Raw genomic sequence first — 23,222 nt, forward strand, 5'->3', positions numbered from 1 at the left:
CTTAATGAAAACGTTAGTATGCTTTGGAGATAGTATTACAGCTGATGAAACATTTTTTGATGGAATGCCGAGATTAACACCACGTTTGCAAGAGATGTTTCCGAAGTGGAAAGTAGTGAATGCAGGTGTTCCAGGGGATAATACATTCGATGCGTTAAATAGGATTGAAGAAGATGTAATATCATATAAACCAGATTTCGTAACAGTTTTTCTTGGTACGAATGATGCGGTTTCTTTTTCTCAAGTGTCATTACAAGCATATAAAGAAAACTTAGAGAAGATTGTGAACCATATGTCATCAGATAAAGTACTACTGATTAGTCCTGCACCAGTTGATGAAGAAAGACAGCGTAATAGAACAAATAGAGTGCTTGGTCAGTATGCAGACGTGGTGGAGAAAGTGGCGAGGGAAACAGGAAGTTATTTTCTAAACGTATTCGCTGAAATGATTCAAGAACGGGATTATAAAAGATTTGTAGAAAATGGTGAAAAAGATGGATTACACTTTGGACCAGAAGGCTATGAGTATGTAGCGAGGTTAATTGGTGAAAAGTTAAAAGGAATTTTATAAGGAGCAAAGCACTTAGTGTTTTGCTTTTTCTTGTTTTTTTGCAGTCTATAAACTTATTCACCGCTGTAAATTGCACAGATATTTTGTTTTTTTATATGCGTAAAAGGTTAGCTCTGTTTTAAAGTAATATAAATTTATTTTTAAAAATTTATATTTCGTAGTTGAAAATCAATAAAGGTGTAACTATAATAGTTACAGTGAGTTTGTTATTTTGAAATATATACATTGAATTACAAGAATGAAAGGAGTTTTTATGTAAATCAAAAAGTTATAAAAATCTATTAATTTTTATAATAAGATAAAAAGCTTTTTGGTTCATACACATTATTAAATATGTTAATTCTAATAGAAAACTAGAGGTGGAAAGATGAAAAATTTTAAAGGTATGTTGATATCATCACTTGCAATTACAACTTTTGCTGGGGTAGGTACGACATTTGTAACAAATACAGTATATGCTGCTAATGACAATTCTAGTAAAATACTAGTTCGTTCTAATAAGAGTATAAATACAACAACTAGCTCGAGATTGCCTGTATTATCAGTCAATCCTTATGATGAACCTAGATTTTCGAGACAGGGATATCTTGAAGAGGCACCTTTAGGAATTAATGCTCCTTATGCTTGGGGAATTAAAGGAGGAGATGGTCAAGGAGCAACTTTTGTAGATTTGGAAGAAGGCTGGTTATTAAATCATGAAGATTTAGTCGGGCAAAATATTGAATTTATGTCTGGAAAAATGAGTAATGATCTTTCTCATGGCACTTCAGTTCTAGGTGTTGTTTCTGCAGCTGACAATCGGATTGGGAACATTGGGATTGCACCAAAAGCAAAGGCAAAAGTAATTTCAGTGATCCGAGATAATGGGAGAATCGATGTAAGAGATGCTATTTTAAGTGCCGTAGATTCTTTACAGGCTGGAGATGTTTTATTAATAGAAGAATCCTTTAAATATGATGGATATGGAGATGACCCTTTACCAGTAGAAGTATACCCGAGTATATTTAACGCAATTCGTAAAGGTACAGATAAAGGTATTATTATTGTAGAAGCAGCTGGTAATGGTGGGATTGATTTAGATAAATTTAAAGACCGTAATGGTAAACAGATTTTAAATCGAAATAGTCCAGACTTTAAAGATTCAGGAGCTATTATAGTTGGAGCATCTACTGCAAGAGTTCCTCATAAACGTTTAGGTTTCTCTAACTATGGTAGTAGAATTGATGTATATGGTTGGGGAGAGTATGTTGATACATTAGATACATATCAAAATCAAAATAGTAAAGGACAAAAAGTTACAGATCAGAGTATAATGAATCGTTATACTTCTAATTTCCGTGGTACTTCTAGCGCTTCGCCTATAATCGCTGGGGCTGCTGTATCAATTCAAGGGATTGCTAAAGAACATTTAGGTAAGGCATATACACCAAAAGAATTGAGAGCAATTTTAAGTAATCCTAATACAGGCACAAAGTCTAATGACCCATCATCTGATAAAATAGGGGTTTTACCAGATTTAAAAGCGATTTTGTCTAACCTTGGTTTTCATAGTGATTTGACTACCAATGATTCTATGGTATTTCCAGATAACGTAGAAAAAAATGAAGGAAAAGAAAATTCAACTTTCGTATTTCCAGGTGAAGAAACAAAAAAAACAGGGGATAAAAATTCAACTGTAACATTCCCAGAAGAAGATTTAAAACAGGAGGAAAAAGAAGAGGGATTAATTGTTTTTCCTGATTAATAAAAAAATACTACCTTCCATTTGGAGGTAGTATTTTTTATTTCTTGTCATTAACAAGCAGGCATGAAATTTGTATTTGTTTATCTTTCATAATGAACTTAACCACAAAGTCGAATGTTTGACTGTTAATTAACTTTTTCGTCTCAATCAATTACATGAATCAATCTAGAAATGCTTGCTGCAATGCTTTCAGTCCATCGCTGTATATACCATGAAACAGATTTATTGCCTCTTCATCACTAACTGCAACAGGAGTGAACGTACCAGACCACTCTACTAACGATGTGTTACTTTCAGTACCTTCTTTAACTTGGATTGTAGATAAATAATTAGTGACCGGGAACGGTGCATTCATGATTGAATACGTGTAGTAGCGTTCCTTATCATTGAATACTTCTAAGCGTTCTATAATTGTTTCACCATCTGGATTAGCTAGATGACGTACACGACCGCCTTCAGTTAATTTACTGCTAGGTATATAAGGTAACCAGTCTGGAAGGGAGTTGAAACCTCCGATTAATTTCCATACTTGTTCAGTTGAGCCGAAAATTTCCATAGATATAGTAGTATATGCCATGTTCATTACGCTCCTTTTCATCCCGGTATTTACGGGTAAATAATCAGTAGAGAATAAATCGCCCCACTGATTAAAGTTTCACTTTATAGGTCCATAACTTATAGTGAGAACGAATTTTATCGTGGATTTTTTATTTAATATATAATTTAATTATTAAAACTATATACTTTTAATAATTAAATTATATAATAAATATAGAAACGAAAATTTATGAGCAAGGAAGTTGAAAAATATGACATTAACAATGGGCTTTATTGGATTTGGAAAGTCAGCTAACCGCTATCACTTACCTTATGTAAACACGCGTAATAATATAAAAATAAAAACGATTTTTGTACGTCAAATAAATGAAAAATTAGCGGCTCCATATAAGGGAAAAGGTGTTTACTTCACTACTGATTTGGACGAATTGTTGAATGACAAGGAAATTCAAGTGGTGACGGTCTGTACGCCAGCACATACGCATTACGAATTAGCGAAAAAAGTTATACTTGCTGGAAAATCAGTTATCGTTGAAAAACCATTTTGCGATACAGTGGAACATGCGAAAGAATTATTAGCTTTAGGACGAGAAAAAGGTGTAGTAGTTATGCCTTATCAAAACCGCCGTTTTGATGGTGATTTTTTAGCTGTGAAGCAAGTAATTGAACAAGGATTCCTTGGTGATATTATTGAGATTGAATCACATATTGATTATTTCCGTCCTGGTTCAATCACTCATGAAGCTCCAAAAGAAGAAGGTTCATTTTACAGTTTAGGTATTCATACGATGGACCGTATGATTTCACTATTCGGCCGTCCAGATACGGTTACATACGATATTCGTAATAATGAAATGGAAGGTGCGGTTGATAACTATTTCGATGTTGGTTTACATTACGGAAATCAGTTGAAGATTAAGCTGAAAACGAACCATGTCGTAGCAAAAGATTATCCACGCTTTATCGTTCATGGAACAAACGGATCATTTATTAAATATGGTGAAGATCAGCAGGAAAATGATTTGAAAGCGGGTGTTATGCCTGAGAGTGCAGGATTTGGTGAAGATTCACCGATGTACTATGGAGTTGCTAAGTATCGTAATGCAAATGGTGACTGGATTGAAAAACAAATTAAAACGCCACTTGGTGATTACGGTCGTTTCTATGATGCCGCGTATGAAACAATTATAAATGGTGCACCAAAACTTGTGAAAGACGAAGAAGCGGTAACGAATATTGAAATCTTAGAAAATGGATTTGCTGCCCCATCACCTTCAGTTTACAAACTTGAGGCTTTACATTTGAATGAATAGAAGAGAGTTTGCAGTATAAAGGAGGTATGGAAATGGCAAGCGGATCAACACAAGTAAAATACCTCGGCATTTATCAAAAGATTAAACAGCAAATTTTAGATGGTGAATATAAAATCAACGAAAAAATTCCGAGTAGCCTCGTCCTTGCTGAAGAATTTGGTGTTTCAGCCCTTACTATTAAGAAAGCGCTGGATCTATTAGTTAGAGATGGCTACATCATCCGCCGGCGCGGAAGTGGAACAGTGGTGCAAGATTGGCGTCAACAGGAAAAGGCACGAATGATTCAAACTTTAACGGGTACGAAAGCTGTATACGGCAGTGAGGTAGAAAGTAAAATTATCGAGTTTGCGATTGTTGGGGCTGATGAAGTAGTTGCTGAGAAATTGGGAGTTTCAATCGGTGATTTCGTCTATAAAATCATTCGCCTCCGCATCATTCACAGCATTCCGACGATTATGGAGCATACATGGATGCCAATTTCGGTTATCCCAGGTGTTGAGGCTTCTGTTTTAGAGGAGTCGATATACTCACATATTCAAAATAAACTTGGTCTTGAAGTAGGGACATCTGTTGTCAGGGTTAAAGGAATTCGCCCAGATGATAGGGAAAAGCAGTTTATGAACTTAACAAATCAGGATTTCCTAATGCGAGTTGAACAAGTAGCTTATTTAACGGATGGACGAACTTTTGAATATTCTTATGCAGATCATCTACCCGAAACCTTTGAGTTTGAAACAGTCATTACTGCAAAAAATTATAAAGAGATATAAAAATCGGTTGAGGCAAGTATTGTCTCAACTGCTCCTATTATACGTTAATAGAATGAATCCAAGACTTAACATTTGATTTATAGAACTGTAAAGTTTAAAATTACAGTATAGTTTTTAGAAGTGAGTTGTTATCGTCTGTAAAATGTAGATAAATTAAATATTCTCGAATAAATAATATTGCTTGTATTTGATTCTAAACTGTAATTTTTTTTAATACATTTCAATAACCGATGTTTAAAATGTACGTTTCATAACATTAAAGGAGTGAGTTAAATATGGTAATTCTATATACAACAGCAAGCTGTGCCTCATGCCGAAAAGCGAAAGCATGGCTTGAAGAGCATCAAATTGATTATATTGAAAAAAACATCGTATCAAATTCTATGACAGTTGATGAGCTTAAATCAATTCTTCGTTTAACTGAAGAGGGGGCTACTGAAATTATTTCAACTAGATCCAAAACTTTTCAGGACTTAAATATAAATATTGAGGAGCTCTCGCTCAATGAATTTTATACATTAATAATTGAGCATCCACTAATGTTACGTCGCCCAATTATGCTGGACGAAAAAAGATTGCAGATTGGTTTTAATGAGGAAGAAATTCGTAAATTTTTACCACGTAGCGTTCGAACGTTTTTGAACATTGAATTGCAAAAATTGGCCAATTAATAAGTAGTATTTTTAGAAAAAGTTTTTTGAAAGGAGGAAGCAGAAGATGATTGAAGTATGTGTTACAGTTAATTATAATGATAGAAATTATCAAACAAATGTTATTGTGAGTAAAGATACGATTTGGACAAAAATTAAACAGTTGGCAGAAGAACAAGTGAAGAAACAGTGGAGTGTTTAATTTTATTTTCAACTTAAAAAGCTAAATGAAGTTATCAGATATAGGTGGGACCGGATAGAATATAAGAGAATTAATTTTTTATGGCAAGAAGTATTCTATATGTTTTAACGTTCTAACCTATCTGTAATATTTATGGCTACAGTTAATATATGAGAAACAATATTTTTGATCGTAGGAGGAAAATCATGAACAGCGACTTTACCTTGGCCATACACAGTTTAACTTATTTAGCTTTACAGCCAGATCGGATGTCAACAAGTAATGCTATTTCAGAAAGTGCAGGTGTACATCCAGTACGCATTCGCAAAGTACTAAGTTTGTTAAAAAAACATAAGTTTATACAATCGAAAGAGGGGACTGGTGGCGGTTTTATTTTCGCTCGCGATTTAGATGAAATTAATCTTTGGCATATTTATCAGATAACCTCTGAAGGTGCTTTGCAGCCGAAGTGTCCAGAATCAAACAATCAGTGTGTTGTAGGTTCGAACATGCGAAAAGTTCTTTTCGCTATTTTCTTAGGTGCTGAAGAGCATCTAGGTGAATACTTAAAGAATTATACAATGAAAGAAGTTGTTGACCTTATCAATCAAGAGCGTTAAGCGGCTTAATTATTATATAGCCGTGAGTTCTTAACACTTAAATGTAATGAAAAATATTACAGTATAATTGTTTTTATATCTTTTTTATTGTCACAAAAAATATTTATAGGAAGGTGAAACGGTATGATGTCAAATAATAATCATGTTTTAAAAGTAGGAGATTGGGTTCGTGGAATATCAAATGAAGGTGAATTAATAGTTGGTTATATTGTATCACTTGATGATGTAGAGGATATAGTTACAGTTAGTATTGTGAAACGTGACGGCCAGTACACAATAAACGAAGCGATTTTACTCTTTAGTAAACACGTTAACAAACTCCCTGAATCAAAGGTAATAAATAAGGAACAAATCCTTTATCTTATAGATCTTGCATTATTAACAGGGGATGAAGAATGGTTTATCGAGCTTTCTTCAAAATTAAACTCGATAAAAGAGCTAGTTAATGAGGGATTTTAAAATTTAAACTTTTGAGGGTGCACACAATCCGCCTTATGGAGAGGACACAATTACTTTTCGCATAAAAGGAAATGATGTAAAAACGATTCATTACAAACATAGAGATATTCCTGATAACGATAATTATGTAAATGAGCTGTCCATATGGGGCAGCTTTTTTGTTTTTTACTCAGTGTATCTTTTTAAAATGTATATGAATTCAATATTAATAATATATATCCTAAAATTTGGTTTTTTTATTTTGGAATTTTTTCTTTTTACCTACATTAATTATTTATTAGAATATCTTTTATGTTTAAAATGAAATTTTTTGATAAAGGGGATATAAGTATCTTTATAATGAGTAACCTAGAAAAACAATGTATTATTGTATTTTTTTACTAACTAATTCAGCTTTAAGCGATAAAAACAATGGCTACATGCTAACTGTAAAATATTATCCATATAAAAATATTCCACTTTAATATTTCTGAAAATATAAAAATATTAATTTTATAAATATACACGTTATAATGAGGGCGTCGAGAGAAATTTTATTATCTCTGGAGAAAATATAAAAAATGCGATTACTAGTAAGAAAGGTGTGTGATTAGAGGCGAAATGTATGTAATGTGCTTCAGTGGCTTGTGTAAGCAATATCATCAGTGCTACCGAAGTTATGAAGGTAATGTATAGAATTGAGAAAGAAATGCCTCGCAAATGAAGAGAGGCCGGTTTAGCTAAAATTACTGTTAAAAGTAAAAAAGAGAAACCATTAAAGTAATACACTGTTATTAGAAATGTTGCAACGTATTTATGAAGTCTATTCTATATTGTTCTCTTAAGAGGTCTTTATATAAAGAGCGGATATTACGAGTAAACTTTTTTGTGAACGCTAACAATTATATTAGGACGCTAACTAGCGAATGTTTCAATTTGGATTCATTATGATGAAGGACATACAAAGTGGGGCAACTTGTAAGGAATTCATTTTCCGAAAAGGGAATATTTGTTAGGTGCAAAGAGAGATGCAGGAATAGATACAAGGGGGAGTTATTATATGAACGGGAATACTGCAAAGAAAATAGAAGTTCAAGCTGAAAATACCGCACGAAAAAATGAGCAATATGCAGATCCGAAAAAGTGGCATAAGCAGGATACTACATGGGCACTCAGTCTATTTGGAACTGCAATTGGAGCAGGGGTGCTCTTTTTACCGATTAATGCAGGTTCAGGTGGTTTATTATCTTTACTACTAATTACATTACTTGCATATCCAGTTATGTATTACTCACATAGGGCGCTTGCTAAAATGATATACGCTTCTAATTCTGCTGATGAGGGGATCACAGGTACAATTAGAGAGTATTTCGGAAATAAAGCGAGTATCATTTTTAACATCGTATATTTCGGTTCAATTTATACAATCGTACTAATGTATTCGGTTGCGCTTACAAACACTGCAAGTAGTTTTATCGTGCATCAATTGCACATGCCAGAACCTCCAAGAGCTATTTTATCACTTGTATTAGTTCTTGGTCTTATCGCTATACTGAATTTTGGTCAAGATATTACTGTAAAGGTAATGAGTATGTTAGTGTATCCTTTCATAGTTTCTTTACTTTTTATCGCAATATCTTTAATTCCACAGTGGAATACGTCAATGCTTAGTTTTTCAGCTGTTTCAACTGCTTCAACAGGAACAGGCTATTTTGGAACGATATTGATGATTCTACCAATCATCGTATTCTCATTTAATCATTCACCTATGATTTCATCATTTGTTGTGAAACAGAGAGCTACGTATGGAATCGAAGCCACTGATGCTAAATGTGCGCAAATACAAAAGGTTTGTTATATCATGACATTCGCTGTTGTTATGTTCTTCGTTTGGAGTAGCGCATTGAGCTTGACTCCAGATGATATAAAAATGGCAAAAGAACAAAACTTATCAATTCTTTCATATCTTGCTAATGAGCTTAATTCGCCTGTAATCACTATTGCAGCTCCAATTATTGCTTTTGTGGCTATTACAAAGTCTTTCCTTGGCCATTATATCGGAGCATTTGAAGTAATGCGTGACATGATTATTAAGCTCGGTAAATCACGTGGAAAAGATATTGAAGAAAAAACAATTAAGACAGTAATCCTTACTTTTGTTGTATTATCATGCTGGTTTGTTGCTTATACAAATCCAAGTATTCTTGGACTTATTGATTCTCTAAGCGGTCCATTAGTTGCTGCTATCTTATGTCTATTACCGATGTATGCGATTCAAAAAGTTCCAGTACTAGCTAAATACAAAGGGAAAATGAGTAACGTATTTGTTATTATTGTAGGTGTACTTACTGTCTTAGCAAGTATTAAGTCATTATTCTAATTCACGATTGTTAGTTCTAGTGCAAAATAAAATAAAGCGATTTTGGGACAGGCTTCTCCATTTGGAGAGTTTGTCCCTTTTTAAATGAGTGACAAAAGGTCATCTTTTACATAGTCTCTTTTCGTACATAAGGTTGCTTTATTGAGTGTAATTTTTTGATGATTATGAACAAGCATTCCTTTGGTTAAATGAATATCCCATATGAAACTTTTAGCGAACCGGTTGCTCAATCAACTGTTTTTTATGTTTGTAAGTAGTATTCGGAAGAAAACTTCTATACGAAATGTTTAGCACTAGAGGACATACATTTTTAATGAGTTAAATATAATTCATAATAGCACCAAGAAGAAATGAATACGCTTTACGGTATTAGTTATATGGAAAGACCGCACGATAGGATTGCATAATTTTAAAAGTAGCAATCTGGCATAAAGTGAGTAAGGGGGACAAAGATATGAGTACTTCAAATTTGAATGAAATAAGTAAACAAATTTTAAAAGAGGAGGAAACACTTCAATTTTCCTCTTTTACAAATGAAGATGCCTTGCAACTAGGTTTATTTATCGTTGAAACAGCAAAGCAAGAGGGGAAATTGATTGCTGTTGATATAACGAAAAATGGTGTGCAATTATTTCATTTCAAGATGACAGGGACAAATGAGGAAAATACGAAATGGATTGAGCGTAAAAAACGAGTCGTTTCCCTGCATGATCGTAGCTCGTATTATATGCAGATACAAAGTGAAATAACTGGGGTCTCCTATAATGAAAAATATCTTTTAGATACTTCAGAATACGCTGCGTTTGGTGGATGTTTTCCTATCAGAATAAAAAACGTAGGGGTTATTGGAATGATAACAGTTTCAGGATTACCACCAGAAGAAGATCACGAATTGGTAATAAGGGCAGTTAAAAATCATTTGAAGCAATAGTAAAAATAAATGTGATGGTTAAGTAAAAGCCAAGAATGAACATATTATTGTTCGTTTTTGGCTTTTTATTATTTTTTCTTATAGTCGGCTAAGAGGGTTCTTTTACAGGTAGTACTTAATTTTGCAATGTTCTTTAAATTGCATCGTTTTGTTCGAGTGAGCGAAATTGCTGTAATTGAAGATGCTCTAAATTAATGTGAAATTTGGTGATTAAAGTAGCTACATTTCATATTTGTGTAAATATGAAACAAGCAGGATACATGAATAGAGAATGGGTAAAATAGTACCGAATGATGATTAGATTTTATGAATGATGTTATAAGGCTTTTTTTAGGAAAACTGAAGGAAGCAGTGTGTTTAGATTTAGAATGACTGGCAATGGGTGCTAGGAAGTTCAATGATTCAAAAATGAACTCATTTAAACGCATACTATCTTCGAGATGTATCATTTTGAAGAATATTAAAACTTAGGAGGAACGGAATTATGACAAAAGATTTCTATACTGCACTGAAAGAAAGACGTACTTACTATGGGATTAATAAAGAGGTACAAGTATCGGATGAAAAAATTAAAGAAATCGTGGAGTTTGCTGTGAAATATACTCCATCCGCTTTCAATTCTCAAACTGCACGATTAGTTGTATTATTTGGTGAAGCTCATGATAAATTATGGGATATTACCACTGAAACATTAAGAAAAGTAGTTGGAAATGGAGACTTTTCAGGAACGCAACAAAAAATGGATTCTTTTAAAGCTGGTTATGGAACAGTATTATTCTTTGAAGATGAGGCTATCGTTAAATCGCTTCAAGAAAAGTTTGCTGCATATGCTGAAAACTTCCCAATTTGGTCACACCAAGCATCAGGTATGCACCAATTAGTCGTGTGGACAGGTTTAGAAGCAGAGGGATTAGGGGCATCATTACAACATTATAATCCATTAATTGACGATGAGGTAAAACAAGAATGGAATGTCCCTGCTAATTGGAAACTAATTGCACAAATGCCATTTGGTAATCCAACAGCTGCACCAGGTGAAAAAGAATTCCAACCACTTGAAGAGCGTGTGAAATTTCATAAGTAATATTCGAATGTAATAAAATAGAAATTTAATCAGTGGTGGTCTTACTGTCCGCAAATAGCAGGGGAAGCTAACTGTATTGTAAAAATAAAACTGTTTATTAATAAAAAAGCTTATTCGTTTTTTTTATTAATCGAGTATGTATGAATAAAAGATTTTAAAACACTATTTTAATCTGTAAGGGAACAAGGTGATCGTTTTGATCACCTTGCTTTATTTCTTACATTTTATTTATTAAAAAACGCTAGCTTTTCATAAATGCTTGAAAAATTAGCGTTTTAATAATAGGTATCTGTAATTTGATTACTTAAAACTATATACGAAAAAGCTTTTATGTTATTCCTCAAGTTCTATCCATTCCTGTGACCATTCTTCTATTCCGCGAATAATAGCTTCTAAAGCAAATCCTTTTTGAGTTAAAGAATATTCTATACGAACTGGTGTCTCAGGAAAGACTTTACGTTCGACAATTCCTTCTAGTTCTAATTCTTTCAATCTTTCTGAAAGTAATCTTCCGCTAACAGGAAGAGAAGATTCAAGTGTACAAAAGCGCTGAGATCCAGAAAAAAGTTGGTAAATAATTAGTGCTGTCCATCGTTGACTAAAAAATTTCATTCCTTTTTCAAAGCGAGGGCATAATGTAGAATCATTCATTTTCCTTCACCTCCTAAAATAAATTATATAACATCTTACTATTAGTAACAAATGTTTTTATAATTAATTACTTGACGTAAATTGATTACGAATGTATACTAACTTACATAAAGTAACTAAGTTGTTTTATGTAACTAAAACTCTTTTCTTTAAATGGCCAAAGTTGTAATGATACATATTGCATATAAGCTGAGAGAAAAAAGAATAGCATCTGTAAAAACACTTACGTTGTGTAAGTTAAACAATAAAAAATATAACAATGGAAGAGAATTTTAGAGATTCTCTATACTAGGAGGTACCTAATGGTTACAACAGATACAATTCATATGTTAGAAGATAAAATTCAATTTATACATCAAGATGGAAAGGATATTTATTTAGTAGGTCCTATCAAATTGCCAATTAATTTATATGGGGAGACTAAAGTTTTTCAATGGTATTCTTGGTTACAATGTAGTGAGGTTACAAATAGTGTAGAAGGAATTATCGAAAAACTCTCATCTATTAATTTAGCTGATATGCAGCAATCTAGTGTACTTGTATATGGTGATTTTGAGAATTCTGAAGATGCCCTAATTCGTATGCATAGTATTTGTCACACCGGTGATATCTTTGGTAGTAAACGTTGTGACTGTGGATTCCAATTAAAGCAGTCTTTACAAATGATTACAGAACATGGTTCAGGTGCTTTATTTTACTTAGCGAATCATGAAGGAAGAGGAATTGGCTTGTTTAGTAAAGCTATGACGTACCTCTTGCAAGAAAATGGGTTAGATACAGTAGAAGCTAATCTGAACCTAGGTTTTGAAGATGATGTTCGAAACTATGATGATACAATTGAAGTATTAAAAGCGCTACGCTCAAAACCTGTAAAACTTATTACAAATAATCCGAAAAAATTAGAAGCGTTACAAAAAGCTGGATTAAATGTTACGAGTCGTGAACCGTTATGGGGTGATGTCTCAGAGTTTAATGAGAAATATTTGCAAACGAAGATTCAGCGTTCTGGACATTTTGAAGGGGGACACTTACATGCTTGAGCATGAATTGTATATGAAGCTAGCACTAGAAAATGCCAAGGCTATGAAGGGACAAACGACTCCAAATCCATTGGTTGGATCTGTAATTGTAAATGATAATCGAATTGTAGGGGTCGGAGCACATATGAAGGCCGGAGAACCACATGCCGAAATACATGCGATACGTATGGCTGGAGAACAGGCACGTGGTGGTACAATTTATGTAACTCTTGAACCTTGTTCTCATCATGGTAGAACAGGGCCTTGTGCTGAAGCAATTGTACAAGCAGGAATTAAGAAGGTAGTAGTTGCTACACTTGATCCCAACCCGCTTGTTTCTGGACGTGGAATTAAAATTCTACAAGATGCAGGTATTGAAGTACTTGTAGGAGTGTGTGAAGAAGAATCTAAAAAAATGAATGAAGTCTTTAATAAATATATTTTGACAAAGCGCCCATTTGTAACGATTAAATCAGGAGTTACATTAGATGGGAAAATCGCTACGTCTTTATCGGATAGTAAGTGGATTACATCTACAGAAGCAAGACAAGAAGTACACCAAATACGAAACGAAAATGCGGCTATTTTAGTAGGAGCGAATACTGTTCAAAAGGATAATCCATCATTGACAACGCGTATTCCAAATGGCCGAAATCCAATTCGAGTAATATTGGACTCGACATTACGCATACCGATGGAAGCTAACGTTGTTACAGATAGAGAAGCTCCTACCTGGATATTTACAACAAGTAATCATGCAGAGGAAAAAAAGAAAGCATTAGAAAATGCAGGAGTTAAAGTATTTGTTACTAGCGGAGAAAAGCATATAAACTTACATGAAATGCTTGATGTTTTAGGACAAAAAGGAGTTTCCTCCCTGCTTATTGAAGGTGGTGGAGAAGTAAATGCTTCGTTTATTGAAAATAAACTAATGGATAAAATTATTTTATATTTCGCACCTAAAATTATTGGAGGTAGATTGGCGCCTAGTTTTGTAGAGGGGACTGGTATTACTAAAATGAAAGATGCAATTGAATTTAAGGATATATCATTTACCCAGATTGGAAAAGATTATAGATTTATTGGCTATCCAGCATATCGGAAAGATGAGCAATAAGGGGAATAAAAACTACTTATATGTTCCGATAAATGGATTGCAGAAAGGAGCGATGAAGAGTGAAGTTTGGATTTGATATCGATGATACACTAATTGATTTAAGGCAGCATGCTTTTCATTTATATAATAAGAAATTAAACAAAAAAGTAGGGTTGGATGTATTCCATTCTTTAAAAACAATTGAAATTCATGAAGCATTTGGCATGACTTCCGAGGAAGGCGGTCATATGTGGAATAGTTTGCTGGATGAGATTTATTATACTTCTTGTTCACCGTTTCCGTATGCTGTAGAGACATTGCAAGAATTAGAAAGACAGGGACATGAAATTTACTATATAACGGCGCGACCTAAAGAGCATGGAGAGCAAACAAAAAAATGGTTAATAGAAAAAGGATTTCCGGTACATGAAGATCGCTTTTTCTATGGAATGAAGGATGAAGAAAAAATACACTTCATACAAGAAATAAAATTAAACTATTTCTTTGATGATAAGCCGGCTGTTTTAGAAACGTTAATAGGAAAACCGATAAATGTATATGCAAAAACTACTTCTTACAATCAATATCTCAATATCCCGCGTATTACAAATTGGATGGAGTTAGGAGATATTATAAAGAAAGATATGTGAGGATTTAAATGGAAAATCAAATAGAGCCAAGAGCATATTGAGTATTACAATTTTAGAGGAAAGACATACGTATTATGTCTTTCCTTATTTTTTAATATTATCGTTTTTATTAGTGTGATGTGCTAGGAGTACTTCTAATAGAGGGGGAATAGAAAAATGAGCAATAAGAAAAATATTTTTAAGCTAGTCTTGTATGGAAGCGTAATTTATATATCATACCAGTGATGGTTTTCCCTGGTGCCACAGTATATGCGGATATTTTGGGTAAGAAGTTCAAGAATTAATGAGATGTGTTCATGATCATGAATTTTTGGAAAACGAAAATTATAATGTTAGGTTATTTTGAATCAGTAGTGGACGATATGCAAAATTACATATTACAAAATAAACATCGTAATTTTTGGATTCTTGGTATAAAATACATTACTTAAACTATATATTAGAATGGAGAAAGTGAATTGGAATTATTAAGAAACAGTAAGATTGGTACAAAACTAAACATATTAATAACTATATCAAGTATTGCATGTATAGTATTATCCCTAATAGGGTTTTGGGGGTTAGAAAGAGGGAAAAGTACTTCCTCTAATATGTATGAGGATAATTTACTGCCAATTGAGTGGATTGGAATTGTAGAATCTAATTTTTATCACGTTAATATGAACTTTATGGAAATAATGTTATCAAAAGATGAAAAAAGAATGAACGAATTAATAAGAGAAATGGATGGGATTCGTAAGGAAAATGATCATCTTTTAAAGCAGTTTGAGGCTAAACTTATTTCTACTAAAGAAAAAGAATTATATAACACGTTTCATGAAACATTTAATGAATTAAGGACTCAAATGAAGAAAGCACAAGAATTAGGGAAGTCTAATAATGAGGAAGCATATGCATATTATCTAAAAGAGATTGAACCTAATATGCAAAAATCAATAAAATCAATTCGTGAATTGATTTTATATAATAGTAATAATGCAGAGCTTTTACAGAAGGAAAATAATAATAGTGCTCAAAATACAATGATAATGTTTGTTAGTATTTCGATTTTAGCAATTTTAATAATTATATTAATTGGATATGTTATTAAATTAACTATCCGAAAACCACTTGCATTACTACAAAATGATATGGAAAAAGTAGCAGCTGGAGATTTAACAACACGTACTCCTTATAAAGCAAATAATGAATTAGGGCATATTGTTCAGTCTTTTAATAGTATGTTAGATAACCTTCAACAATTAATTGCGAATGTTAAGATGACAACACAAGAGGTTATTTTTACTACGGAGAGTGTATTACAAGATACAAATCGAGCGTCTAGTATTTCAAATGAGGTTGTACAGACTGTTTTAGAAGTAAAAACAAAAATAGAAGGACAGGTAACTAGTATTCAGGAGAGCTCATCCTCAATGGAAGAAATTACAACCGGGGTGCAAACTGTAGCTGAATCTTCAGCAGTAGTCGCTGAGGTAGCAGTAACGACTACAGAACGAATAAATATCGGTAGTGAAGTGATAAATCACTCTATTCTTCAAATGAATAGTGTGCATGATGTTGTCGAGGAAACATCAAAAGTAATAAATAAACTTGTTACACGTACACAACAGATTGATACAGCTCTCGCTGCAATTACTAATATTGCCGAACAAACGAATCTTCTTGCCTTAAATGCCGCTATTGAAGCGGCACGTGCTGGAGAGAATGGGAAAGGATTTGCAGTGGTTGCCGCAGAAGTTCGAGACTTGGCTGAGCAATCTAAAGAATCTGCAAAAGAAGTTAATCATTTAATAAAATCCATTCAAAAAGATACCCAAGATACAGTTAATGTCATGCAAAAAGGACAACAAAAGGCAGTAGAAGGAAAAGAAGCTGCTTACAAAGCGAATCAAACCTTCTTGTCTATTATGAGAGATATTGATAAGATTACAGGTCAAATTCAAGAAGTATCCGCAGCGACAGAAGAGATGTCTGCTGGTACAGAAGAAGTAAATGCTTCTCTTTCGCTAGTTTCTGAAACTGCAACGGATGTGAAAAAGGAGACTCTTCAAACTGTAAATTCAATTCAATCACAGGCCGTATCAATTGAACAAATATCAATCCAATCCAACAAAATGAAAGAAAAGGTGGAAGAATTAACGGAATTGGTTTCAAAATTTAATATTACAGAACAAAAAGAATAAGTAAATTGTAAAAGATTAGGTACGGCTATCAGCCTAAAAATAATTGATTTTTTACGATTAAAAAGATTTTAGTAATTAATTCAATCACAAGTGTAATAACATGTATAAAAAACATGAAGACTTAAGAGTCTTCGTGTTTTTTTTATTGAATAATGTCTGAAAAAATATTGATAATTATACGATATTTTGGAATTTATCACAAAATATTCATATATGCAAAATTACATACATTTAATGATTGATAATCACGAGTTAATGTAACTATAATAATTACACTGATAAGTAACTTATTGACGACAGTTATAAGTGAAGAAGGAGGGCTTTATTGTATTTTGTATATAAAAAAATAGAGAAGGAGATATGCAAATGAAAAGGTTACTTGTTATAGGCCTAATGTATACAATGTTTTTCCTCATAGGAAATATACACTTACATGCTGATGAACGAATAAATGCAAAAAAAATTACTAGTTTAGAAGAGCCTACTTGGATATTTCAGGCGGGCATAAGTAAGGGGAAATATCATGACCGACAAGATTTAGGATTTATTTTGAAGAGAAATACACCATTAAAGGTAAGACAAACAAATCCTAATTTTAAAGACAAATTAACATTACGTTTATTGTCTAATGACTCAAAAAATGAAAAATCCATACAAGTAGGAAATGAATGGGTTACTATCCAAGGTGATACGTCTTTAGTTCCTTTCATAGATACTCCGTACGGTGAAGAGCACGCTGTACTTGAGTACCAAGTAGGGAATGAAAGTGCTACTAAACCCCTTCCCATTTATAAACAACAAGGAAGTGTATCTCAATTTTTTAGTGCATGGGATCAATTTGATGGAGAGTATGCGTTACTTCAAGGGGAGAGTTTTCAATTATTTGTACCTAAAAAAGATAAAGAGTTAGTAAGATCTTTAAAAGATTTTCAATCATTGGATGAGTTAATTGCGTATTATGAAGATATTTTTGTGATGTATGATTCAATTATTGGTTTAGATGGCTCAACGTTTGAAAATAAAAAAAGTCAAAATCGTTATTTCTTAAAAGCAGATATATCTGGTGCTGGCGGTGCCTATTATGGCACAAATTGGACAGCGAATAGTACAGATAGTACAAAGATGTGGTTAGATAAACTAAGTTGGGGAACTTTACATGAAATCGCTCATGGATACCAAGCTGGTTTTGATAATCAAGGAATATTTACAGGAGAAGTTTCTAATAATCTATTTGGTGTTCAATATCAATATAGTAAATACGGCAAAAAAGCAGATCAACTTGGTTGGTTGTTTAATTTCGGGAAAAAGGAACAGGTAGAACGGAATTTATATAATGCTTTAATGAAAGAAAATAAAAATTATGATGATTTAGATTTACGACAAAAACTTATTCTTTTAACGATGGCGAAACAAAAAGCTGGCGATGAAGCATTTGCAAAAATGTATCAAGGTTATCGAAAACTAGCTAGCAATGCTGCTTTCAAAAAAGGTGACCATTCTTTACCAGATTTAATGAATCAGTATTATAGTGAGAATGGACAAGTTGATTTTACACCTGTTTTTGAAAGGTGGGGCTTTAAGCTTAATCATAAACAAATAGAGATGAATAGGGCGAAAGGTTTTCCGGCTGTTACTTCTTTAGCTTATATAGTGCCTGAATCACAATTAGCGAAAGCAAGAGCTATAGTTGATCCTGATATTCCGATAAACTCCAACTTCGAAATAGTTACGAATCAGCAAATTGCTCCACTTGGGCTAAAAGGGAATTTGCATATCCATTTAAATACAAATGAAATAGATACATTAAAAGGAGGAAAAATTAAATTAAAAGAAGGGAATACAGTTATTCAAGAGAAAACAATTGAAACAACAGATATCAATTTACAAGACGTACCAAATGGAGTGTATACGGTTGAAATTTCAGGTGGGAAAACGAATAGTATGTACCATTTCAGTTCGTATTATGCCTATGTAAAAGAAAAAGATAATAGTCTAAAGATTGATATTAACGAAATGAAAGTGAGTAAGTTGGTAAATGAAACGATTCAATTCCTAGGATTAGGAGATGACCAGTTTGCCGTATTAAATACAGACTTAGAGCAAAATCGAGCTATTTTTACGATTACTACTAAAACGCCTCATAGCTATTATGCAGGTGAAAAATATGCATCGATAGAGGTCTTTAATGAAAAAGGTGAAAAAATTTATACGAAGGAAATGGAAGGAACAAATGTAACAATTGTAAAAGATATCATTCCACTAAAAGAGGGATATAGAATTAAAATCTATCATGATGAAATAAAAAAACGATTAACTAGTAAAGCTACTATTATTAATCCTATGAATAAAACGAATGAATTTATAATAACAAAATGGGGATTGAAAAATACTTCTTTGCAAAATAATCCAGAAGAAAATCTTATACAAAGAATTGATGAAGAAATGGAAGCGATTATAGGTAATCAGTTTTTAAAAGAGATACCAATGCAAAAATTAGAAATGAAAAAGAATGTGTGGATGGCAATAAATATGTTATCAGAACCACAAAAAATAACGTATATGAATAAATATAAAGATAGCTTATATAATGAATAATTTTTGAGAAATGAATTGAATTGAATTGAATCTAAAAAAGTAGCAAACCAATCTATTAACCTATGTATGTAGAGGTATGTAAAAACGATTGGCTATAGTTAAAATTTTTTATCTATGCTTAAAATTCTAAAATACATTTATTTAATTTAATAATACGATTATAAAGGAGTAAAAATATGAATAATTTCGTAAAGGTAGGTTTAACTACAGGAGTGGTGTTATCGGCGATTATGCCTTATGGAGGAGTACATGCGGAAACAGAAGATTTAAAAGTGGAAACAAAGGAAGATACGTTCCGAACAGGTAATTTAACAGCACCTTCTCAAAATTCGGCAGAAAATGTAGCAAAGGATGCACTAAAAGGAAAAACAGAACAAGCATTATCATCAAAGCAAGTTAATACGGAATCCAAAGTTAATTATAATGTTACGCAAAGTCGTAAATCTTATGATGGTACTACATTGGTACGTCTTCAACAAACGTATGAAGGACGTGATGTATACGGATATCAACTAACAGCACATATTAATGATGATGGTGTACTTACGAGCGTTTCGGGAGATAGTGCCCAAAATTTACAACAACAGGAAGATTTGAAACAACCTATTACTCTATCAGAAGAGGATGCAAAGAAACAGCTTTTCAACATCTATGGAAATGATCTCACATTTATCGAAGAACCAGAAATTAAACAAGTGGTATATGTAGATGAAAATACAAATAAAGCTACAAACGCATATCAAATTACTTTTAGTGCATCTACACCTGAATATGTATCCGGTACAGTATTAATTGATGCTTTTGGTGGTAATCTATTAAAAGAACTCGTTCAAAAATTGGGTATACAAGTAGAGAGTAGTATTGTCCAATCTGCGACATCAAATAAATCAACAGATCCTTCAAAATTAACAGGTACAGGAAAAGATGACTTAGGTATTAATCGTACGTTTGGAATTACACAAAGAAGTGATGGAATGTACATGCTTGCAGATTATTCTCGTGGTAAGGGAATTGAAACATATACTGCTAATTATAAAGATTATAATAATTATAGAAGAAATGTATGGGGTTATCTCGATGATTTAGTAACAAGTAATTCTACAAATTTTACAGATCCTAAAGCAGTTAGTGCCCATTATTTAGCAACGAAAGTATATGATTTTTATCAAGAAAAATATGGCCGTAACAGCTTTGATAATAACGGACAAAAAGTAATTTCTGTCGTTCATGGTTGGAACACAAATGGTACGAATAAAGGAAATCCTAAGCAGTGGTTTAATGCATTTAGTAATGGCGCTATGCTAGTATACGGAGATCCAATTGTTAGAGCATTTGATGTGGCAGGACATGAATTTACACACGCGGTTACAAGAAATGAGTCTGGACTTGAGTACGCAGGAGAAGCTGGTGCAATTAATGAAGCGTTATCTGATATTTTAGGAGTAGCAGTTGAAAAGTATGCCAATAACGGAAAGTTCAATTGGACAATGGGAGAACAATCAGGTCGTATTTTTAGAGATATGAAAAACCCATCATCTATCTCTTCTAGATATCCAGAGGATTATAGGCATTATAATAACTTACCTATTGATGCTGACCACGATCATGGTGGTGTACACACGAACTCTAGCATTATTAATAAAGTAGCTTACTTGATTGCTAGTGGTGGAAGCCATAATGGAGTAAACGTACATGGCATTGGAGAAGATAAAATGTTTGATATTTTCTATTATGCAAATACGGATGAATTAAATATGACTTCTGATTTTAAAGAATTAAAAGAAGCTTGTATTCGTGTAGCAACGAACTTATATGGTAAAGACTCATTAGAAGTACAAGCTGTCCAACAAGCCTTTAAAGCAGCGTATATTTAATATTATTGTGATGAATTACAAACTCTTTCATTTTAATATAGTGATTAATTTGTATTTATAGACAAAAACCTTGTAGAATTTTTCTGCAAGGTTTTTTTGAATGTTATCCCGCTATTTGCTGGGCAGTAAGACCCCCACCTCAAAATTTAGCTGTTATTTTTTTACTTGTTGTAAAGGATGGAAAGCTTTTAAGGTTGTGGCACGCCTCTTAAGAAAAAGATAAGGCGAAGCGATCTCGCTGTTATTTCCCAACAACAAACATTTTATTTAGTGAAAGTTACCAAACGTTTTTCAAAACTATTTTACCTATTGCTTTATTTGACTCCAAATATTCATGTGCTTGTGCAACTTCATCAAACGTAAAAGATTTAGAATCTAGCAATGGACGAAGTTTTCCTTCTTCTACAATTTGCGTTATTTTCGTTAAGATTTCTCCGCAATCATTACGCTTATCTGTATGTAATATTTTTAATGCCATAAAAGTAACGTGCAGAGAGAGTCCTTTTGCGTGTAAAGGAGAGAGGTCATGGGTTGAACGAGCTGCAATAGTTACGACAGTTCCATTGACCGCAGCAGCTTCAAAAGAATGATCAAGATTCTTGCCGCCTACTGTATCAAATATAACTTCAAATCCGTTTCCGTTCGTATGTTTTTGTACATATTCTTGAACAGATTCTTCTTTATAATTAATAGCTATATCGGCTCCTAAACGATGGGCTATTTCCATTTTGTTTTGCTGAGAAGCTGTTGTAAAAACTTTAGCGCCTGCCCATTTAGCTAGTTGAATGGCTACGTGTCCTACGCCACCAGTAGCTCCATGAATGAGAACATTTTGACCAGGTTTAATATTTGCACGATCAAATAAAGATTCCCAAGCTGTAATTGCAACTAATGGTAGAGCAGCAGCTTCTTCCATTGTTAAATTATTAGGTTTGTGAGCAATTAATCGTGCATCAGCAAGCATAAATTCTGCAAGTGCACCTCCAGTTTCTTTAAAACCTCCGGCACATCCGTATACTTTATCCCCTGATTTGAATTTCGAAACACCTTCTCCTACTTCAATAACAATACCAGCTACATCGCCGTGTAATATAGCTGGAAACTCAGGAGCGACGGCTGAAACGGCCCCACTACGCATTTTTGTATCGATTGGATTTACACTTGTTGCTTTTACATCGATTAGAACATGACCTGGTAAAAGTTTCGGTTTTGAAACTTCTTCTAATTGAAATACAGATGAATCCCCAAAAGAATGGATAATTTGTGCTTTCATAGTTTATACCTCCTGTTTGTGGTTATAGCATAGCAAAGTACGAAAAATAAGTATAATATTTTGAATTTTGTTAGTGAGAATTTTATATAGAGAAGGGGAAAGTGCATGAAATGAAATAATGTAACGTACTTCTAAAAACTACTGTAAAGCTTTTTGAAGAAAGGGTAGATGTTATTTTTGCAGCATGATTTATTCATTATGTTTATTATTACTCACTTAGTATAGGTATTTTAAAGTGCTACATCACTTTAAAGTACGTACTGCTATTCATGTTATGGCCGATTTATAATAACACTCGTAGCACAAAGAAAGTTATAACGATTACAATAGGCAACAATGTGGTGTTACAGTATTGCCTATCAATTTTGAGTAGAAATATGAAAAGTATAGATTTATATGAATGAAGGAAAGAAAGTGGATTGTGAGCTACAAAAGGATTAAATCGTCTTATTATAGAGAAGCCTTTTGGTTATAATGTAACGTCTGCTCGTGAGTTTAGTGTTAAATTAATTGAATATTTTGATAAAAATGATATTTATTATAACGATCATTATCTTTGAAAATGAATGGTAACTAGGAATACACTTAGAAAAGTATTACGAAATAAATCGTATGTAATTCAAGACATTTTTATTGACGAT

Annotated in this window: 20 protein-coding genes and 2 pseudogenes; 19 read left to right on the forward strand and 3 right to left on the reverse strand. The window is 32.9% G+C overall.

Going from position 1 to position 23,222, the window contains the following annotated elements; translation table 11 throughout:
- Positions 1–4: 4 nt before the first annotated feature.
- Together B9A45_RS12500 and B9A45_RS12505 are read left to right on the forward strand one after the other, a co-directional pair.
- Complete coding sequence (locus tag B9A45_RS12500; RefSeq protein ID WP_084064084.1) at positions 5–571, forward strand: SGNH/GDSL hydrolase family protein; 567 nt, start codon at positions 5–7, stop codon at positions 569–571.
- Between the two features lie 367 nt (positions 572–938).
- Complete coding sequence (locus B9A45_RS12505; protein WP_084064085.1) at positions 939–2,315, forward strand: S8 family peptidase; 1,377 nt, start codon at positions 939–941, stop codon at positions 2,313–2,315.
- Between the two features lie 160 nt (positions 2,316–2,475).
- Here B9A45_RS12505 and B9A45_RS12510 read toward each other — a convergent pair whose 3' ends face one another.
- Positions 2,476–2,892, reverse strand: coding sequence for an SRPBCC family protein (locus B9A45_RS12510; RefSeq protein WP_084064086.1), 417 nt, complete (start codon positions 2,890–2,892; stop codon positions 2,476–2,478).
- A 232-nt stretch (positions 2,893–3,124) separates the two neighbouring features.
- Between B9A45_RS12510 and B9A45_RS12515 the strand changes: the two genes are divergently transcribed.
- From B9A45_RS12515 to B9A45_RS12570, 10 genes and pseudogenes are all read left to right on the forward strand, one after another.
- Entirely contained in the window at positions 3,125–4,186 is a 1,062-nt protein-coding gene (locus B9A45_RS12515; RefSeq protein WP_000176647.1) for an oxidoreductase, read from the forward strand.
- Between the two features lie 32 nt (positions 4,187–4,218).
- Complete coding sequence (locus B9A45_RS12520) at positions 4,219–4,956, forward strand: GntR family transcriptional regulator (RefSeq protein ID WP_084064087.1); 738 nt, start codon at positions 4,219–4,221, stop codon at positions 4,954–4,956.
- Between the two features lie 275 nt (positions 4,957–5,231).
- Positions 5,232–5,627, forward strand: coding sequence for a transcriptional regulator SpxA (gene spxA, locus B9A45_RS12530; RefSeq protein WP_000236190.1), 396 nt, complete (start codon positions 5,232–5,234; stop codon positions 5,625–5,627).
- Positions 5,628–5,673: 46 nt separating this feature from the next.
- Positions 5,674–5,808 carry a BA3454 family stress response protein gene (locus B9A45_RS12535; protein WP_000573532.1) on the forward strand — a complete coding sequence of 45 codons (135 nt, stop codon included), beginning with the start codon at positions 5,674–5,676 and terminating at the stop codon, positions 5,806–5,808.
- Positions 5,809–5,993: 185 nt separating this feature from the next.
- The gene (saiR, locus tag B9A45_RS12540) at positions 5,994–6,407 is read left to right on the forward strand and encodes an Rrf2-family transcriptional regulator SaiR (RefSeq protein WP_001083465.1); all 414 of its coding nucleotides are present in this window, start codon (positions 5,994–5,996) and stop codon (positions 6,405–6,407) included.
- Between the two features lie 123 nt (positions 6,408–6,530).
- Positions 6,531–6,866, forward strand: coding sequence for an IDEAL domain-containing protein (locus B9A45_RS12545; RefSeq protein WP_000987462.1), 336 nt, complete (start codon positions 6,531–6,533; stop codon positions 6,864–6,866).
- Positions 6,865–6,987: pseudogene (locus B9A45_RS32630) on the forward strand (DUF3888 domain-containing protein); the annotation flags it as partial. The gene B9A45_RS12545 and the pseudogene B9A45_RS32630, both read left to right, overlap by 2 nt.
- A gap of 918 nt (positions 6,988–7,905) precedes the next feature.
- Complete coding sequence (locus B9A45_RS12555; protein WP_084064088.1) at positions 7,906–9,225, forward strand: aromatic amino acid transport family protein; 1,320 nt, start codon at positions 7,906–7,908, stop codon at positions 9,223–9,225.
- Positions 9,226–9,679: 454 nt separating this feature from the next.
- A complete protein-coding gene (locus B9A45_RS12565) occupies positions 9,680–10,156 on the forward strand; it encodes a heme-degrading domain-containing protein (RefSeq protein WP_000107937.1) in 477 nt (158 codons plus the stop codon).
- Positions 10,157–10,640: 484 nt separating this feature from the next.
- Entirely contained in the window at positions 10,641–11,240 is a 600-nt protein-coding gene (locus tag B9A45_RS12570; protein ID WP_084064089.1) for a nitroreductase family protein, read from the forward strand.
- A 333-nt stretch (positions 11,241–11,573) separates the two neighbouring features.
- Here the strand turns inward: B9A45_RS12570 and B9A45_RS12575 are convergent, their stop codons facing one another.
- Entirely contained in the window at positions 11,574–11,891 is a 318-nt protein-coding gene (locus tag B9A45_RS12575) for a winged helix-turn-helix transcriptional regulator (protein ID WP_001000104.1), read from the reverse strand.
- A 302-nt stretch (positions 11,892–12,193) separates the two neighbouring features.
- On the opposite strand from B9A45_RS12575, the gene B9A45_RS12580 reads away from it, so the two are divergent.
- The 6 genes from B9A45_RS12580 (at position 12,194) to B9A45_RS12605 (ending at position 21,308) form a co-directional block, all read left to right on the forward strand.
- A complete protein-coding gene (locus B9A45_RS12580; RefSeq protein WP_000258865.1) occupies positions 12,194–12,931 on the forward strand; it encodes a GTP cyclohydrolase II in 738 nt (245 codons plus the stop codon).
- Positions 12,924–14,027: a bifunctional diaminohydroxyphosphoribosylaminopyrimidine deaminase/5-amino-6-(5-phosphoribosylamino)uracil reductase RibD gene (ribD, locus tag B9A45_RS12585; protein ID WP_000889429.1), complete on the forward strand. Its 1,104-nt coding sequence runs from the start codon at positions 12,924–12,926 to the stop codon at positions 14,025–14,027. Before B9A45_RS12580 ends, ribD begins: the two co-directional genes overlap by 8 nt.
- 59 nt (positions 14,028–14,086) lie before the next feature.
- Positions 14,087–14,656 (forward strand): 5' nucleotidase, NT5C type, encoded by a 570-nt coding sequence (locus B9A45_RS12590; RefSeq protein WP_000668223.1) that lies wholly within the window; start codon positions 14,087–14,089, stop codon positions 14,654–14,656.
- Positions 14,657–15,114: 458 nt separating this feature from the next.
- Positions 15,115–16,839 (forward strand): methyl-accepting chemotaxis protein, encoded by a 1,725-nt coding sequence (locus B9A45_RS12595; protein ID WP_058839842.1) that lies wholly within the window; start codon positions 15,115–15,117, stop codon positions 16,837–16,839.
- Between the two features lie 366 nt (positions 16,840–17,205).
- A complete protein-coding gene (locus B9A45_RS12600) occupies positions 17,206–19,434 on the forward strand; it encodes a putative mucin/carbohydrate-binding domain-containing protein (RefSeq protein WP_084064090.1) in 2,229 nt (742 codons plus the stop codon).
- Between the two features lie 176 nt (positions 19,435–19,610).
- Positions 19,611–21,308: a M4 family metallopeptidase gene (locus B9A45_RS12605; RefSeq protein WP_001058953.1), complete on the forward strand. Its 1,698-nt coding sequence runs from the start codon at positions 19,611–19,613 to the stop codon at positions 21,306–21,308.
- 277 nt (positions 21,309–21,585) lie between these two features.
- Here the strand turns inward: B9A45_RS12605 and B9A45_RS12610 are convergent, their stop codons facing one another.
- Positions 21,586–22,581, reverse strand: a complete 996-nt coding sequence (locus tag B9A45_RS12610; RefSeq protein ID WP_000647254.1) for a zinc-dependent alcohol dehydrogenase family protein — start codon at positions 22,579–22,581, stop codon at positions 21,586–21,588.
- A gap of 407 nt (positions 22,582–22,988) precedes the next feature.
- Between B9A45_RS12610 and B9A45_RS12620 the strand changes: the two are divergent.
- Positions 22,989–23,141, forward strand: a pseudogene (locus B9A45_RS12620) (glucose-6-phosphate dehydrogenase); the annotation flags it as partial.
- Positions 23,142–23,222: the final 81 nt, after the last annotated feature.

Origin of the sequence: Bacillus sp. JKS001846, from assembly GCF_900176455.1 — a bacterium.
Taxonomy (GTDB): domain Bacteria; phylum Bacillota; class Bacilli; order Bacillales; family Bacillaceae_G; genus Bacillus_A; species Bacillus_A cereus.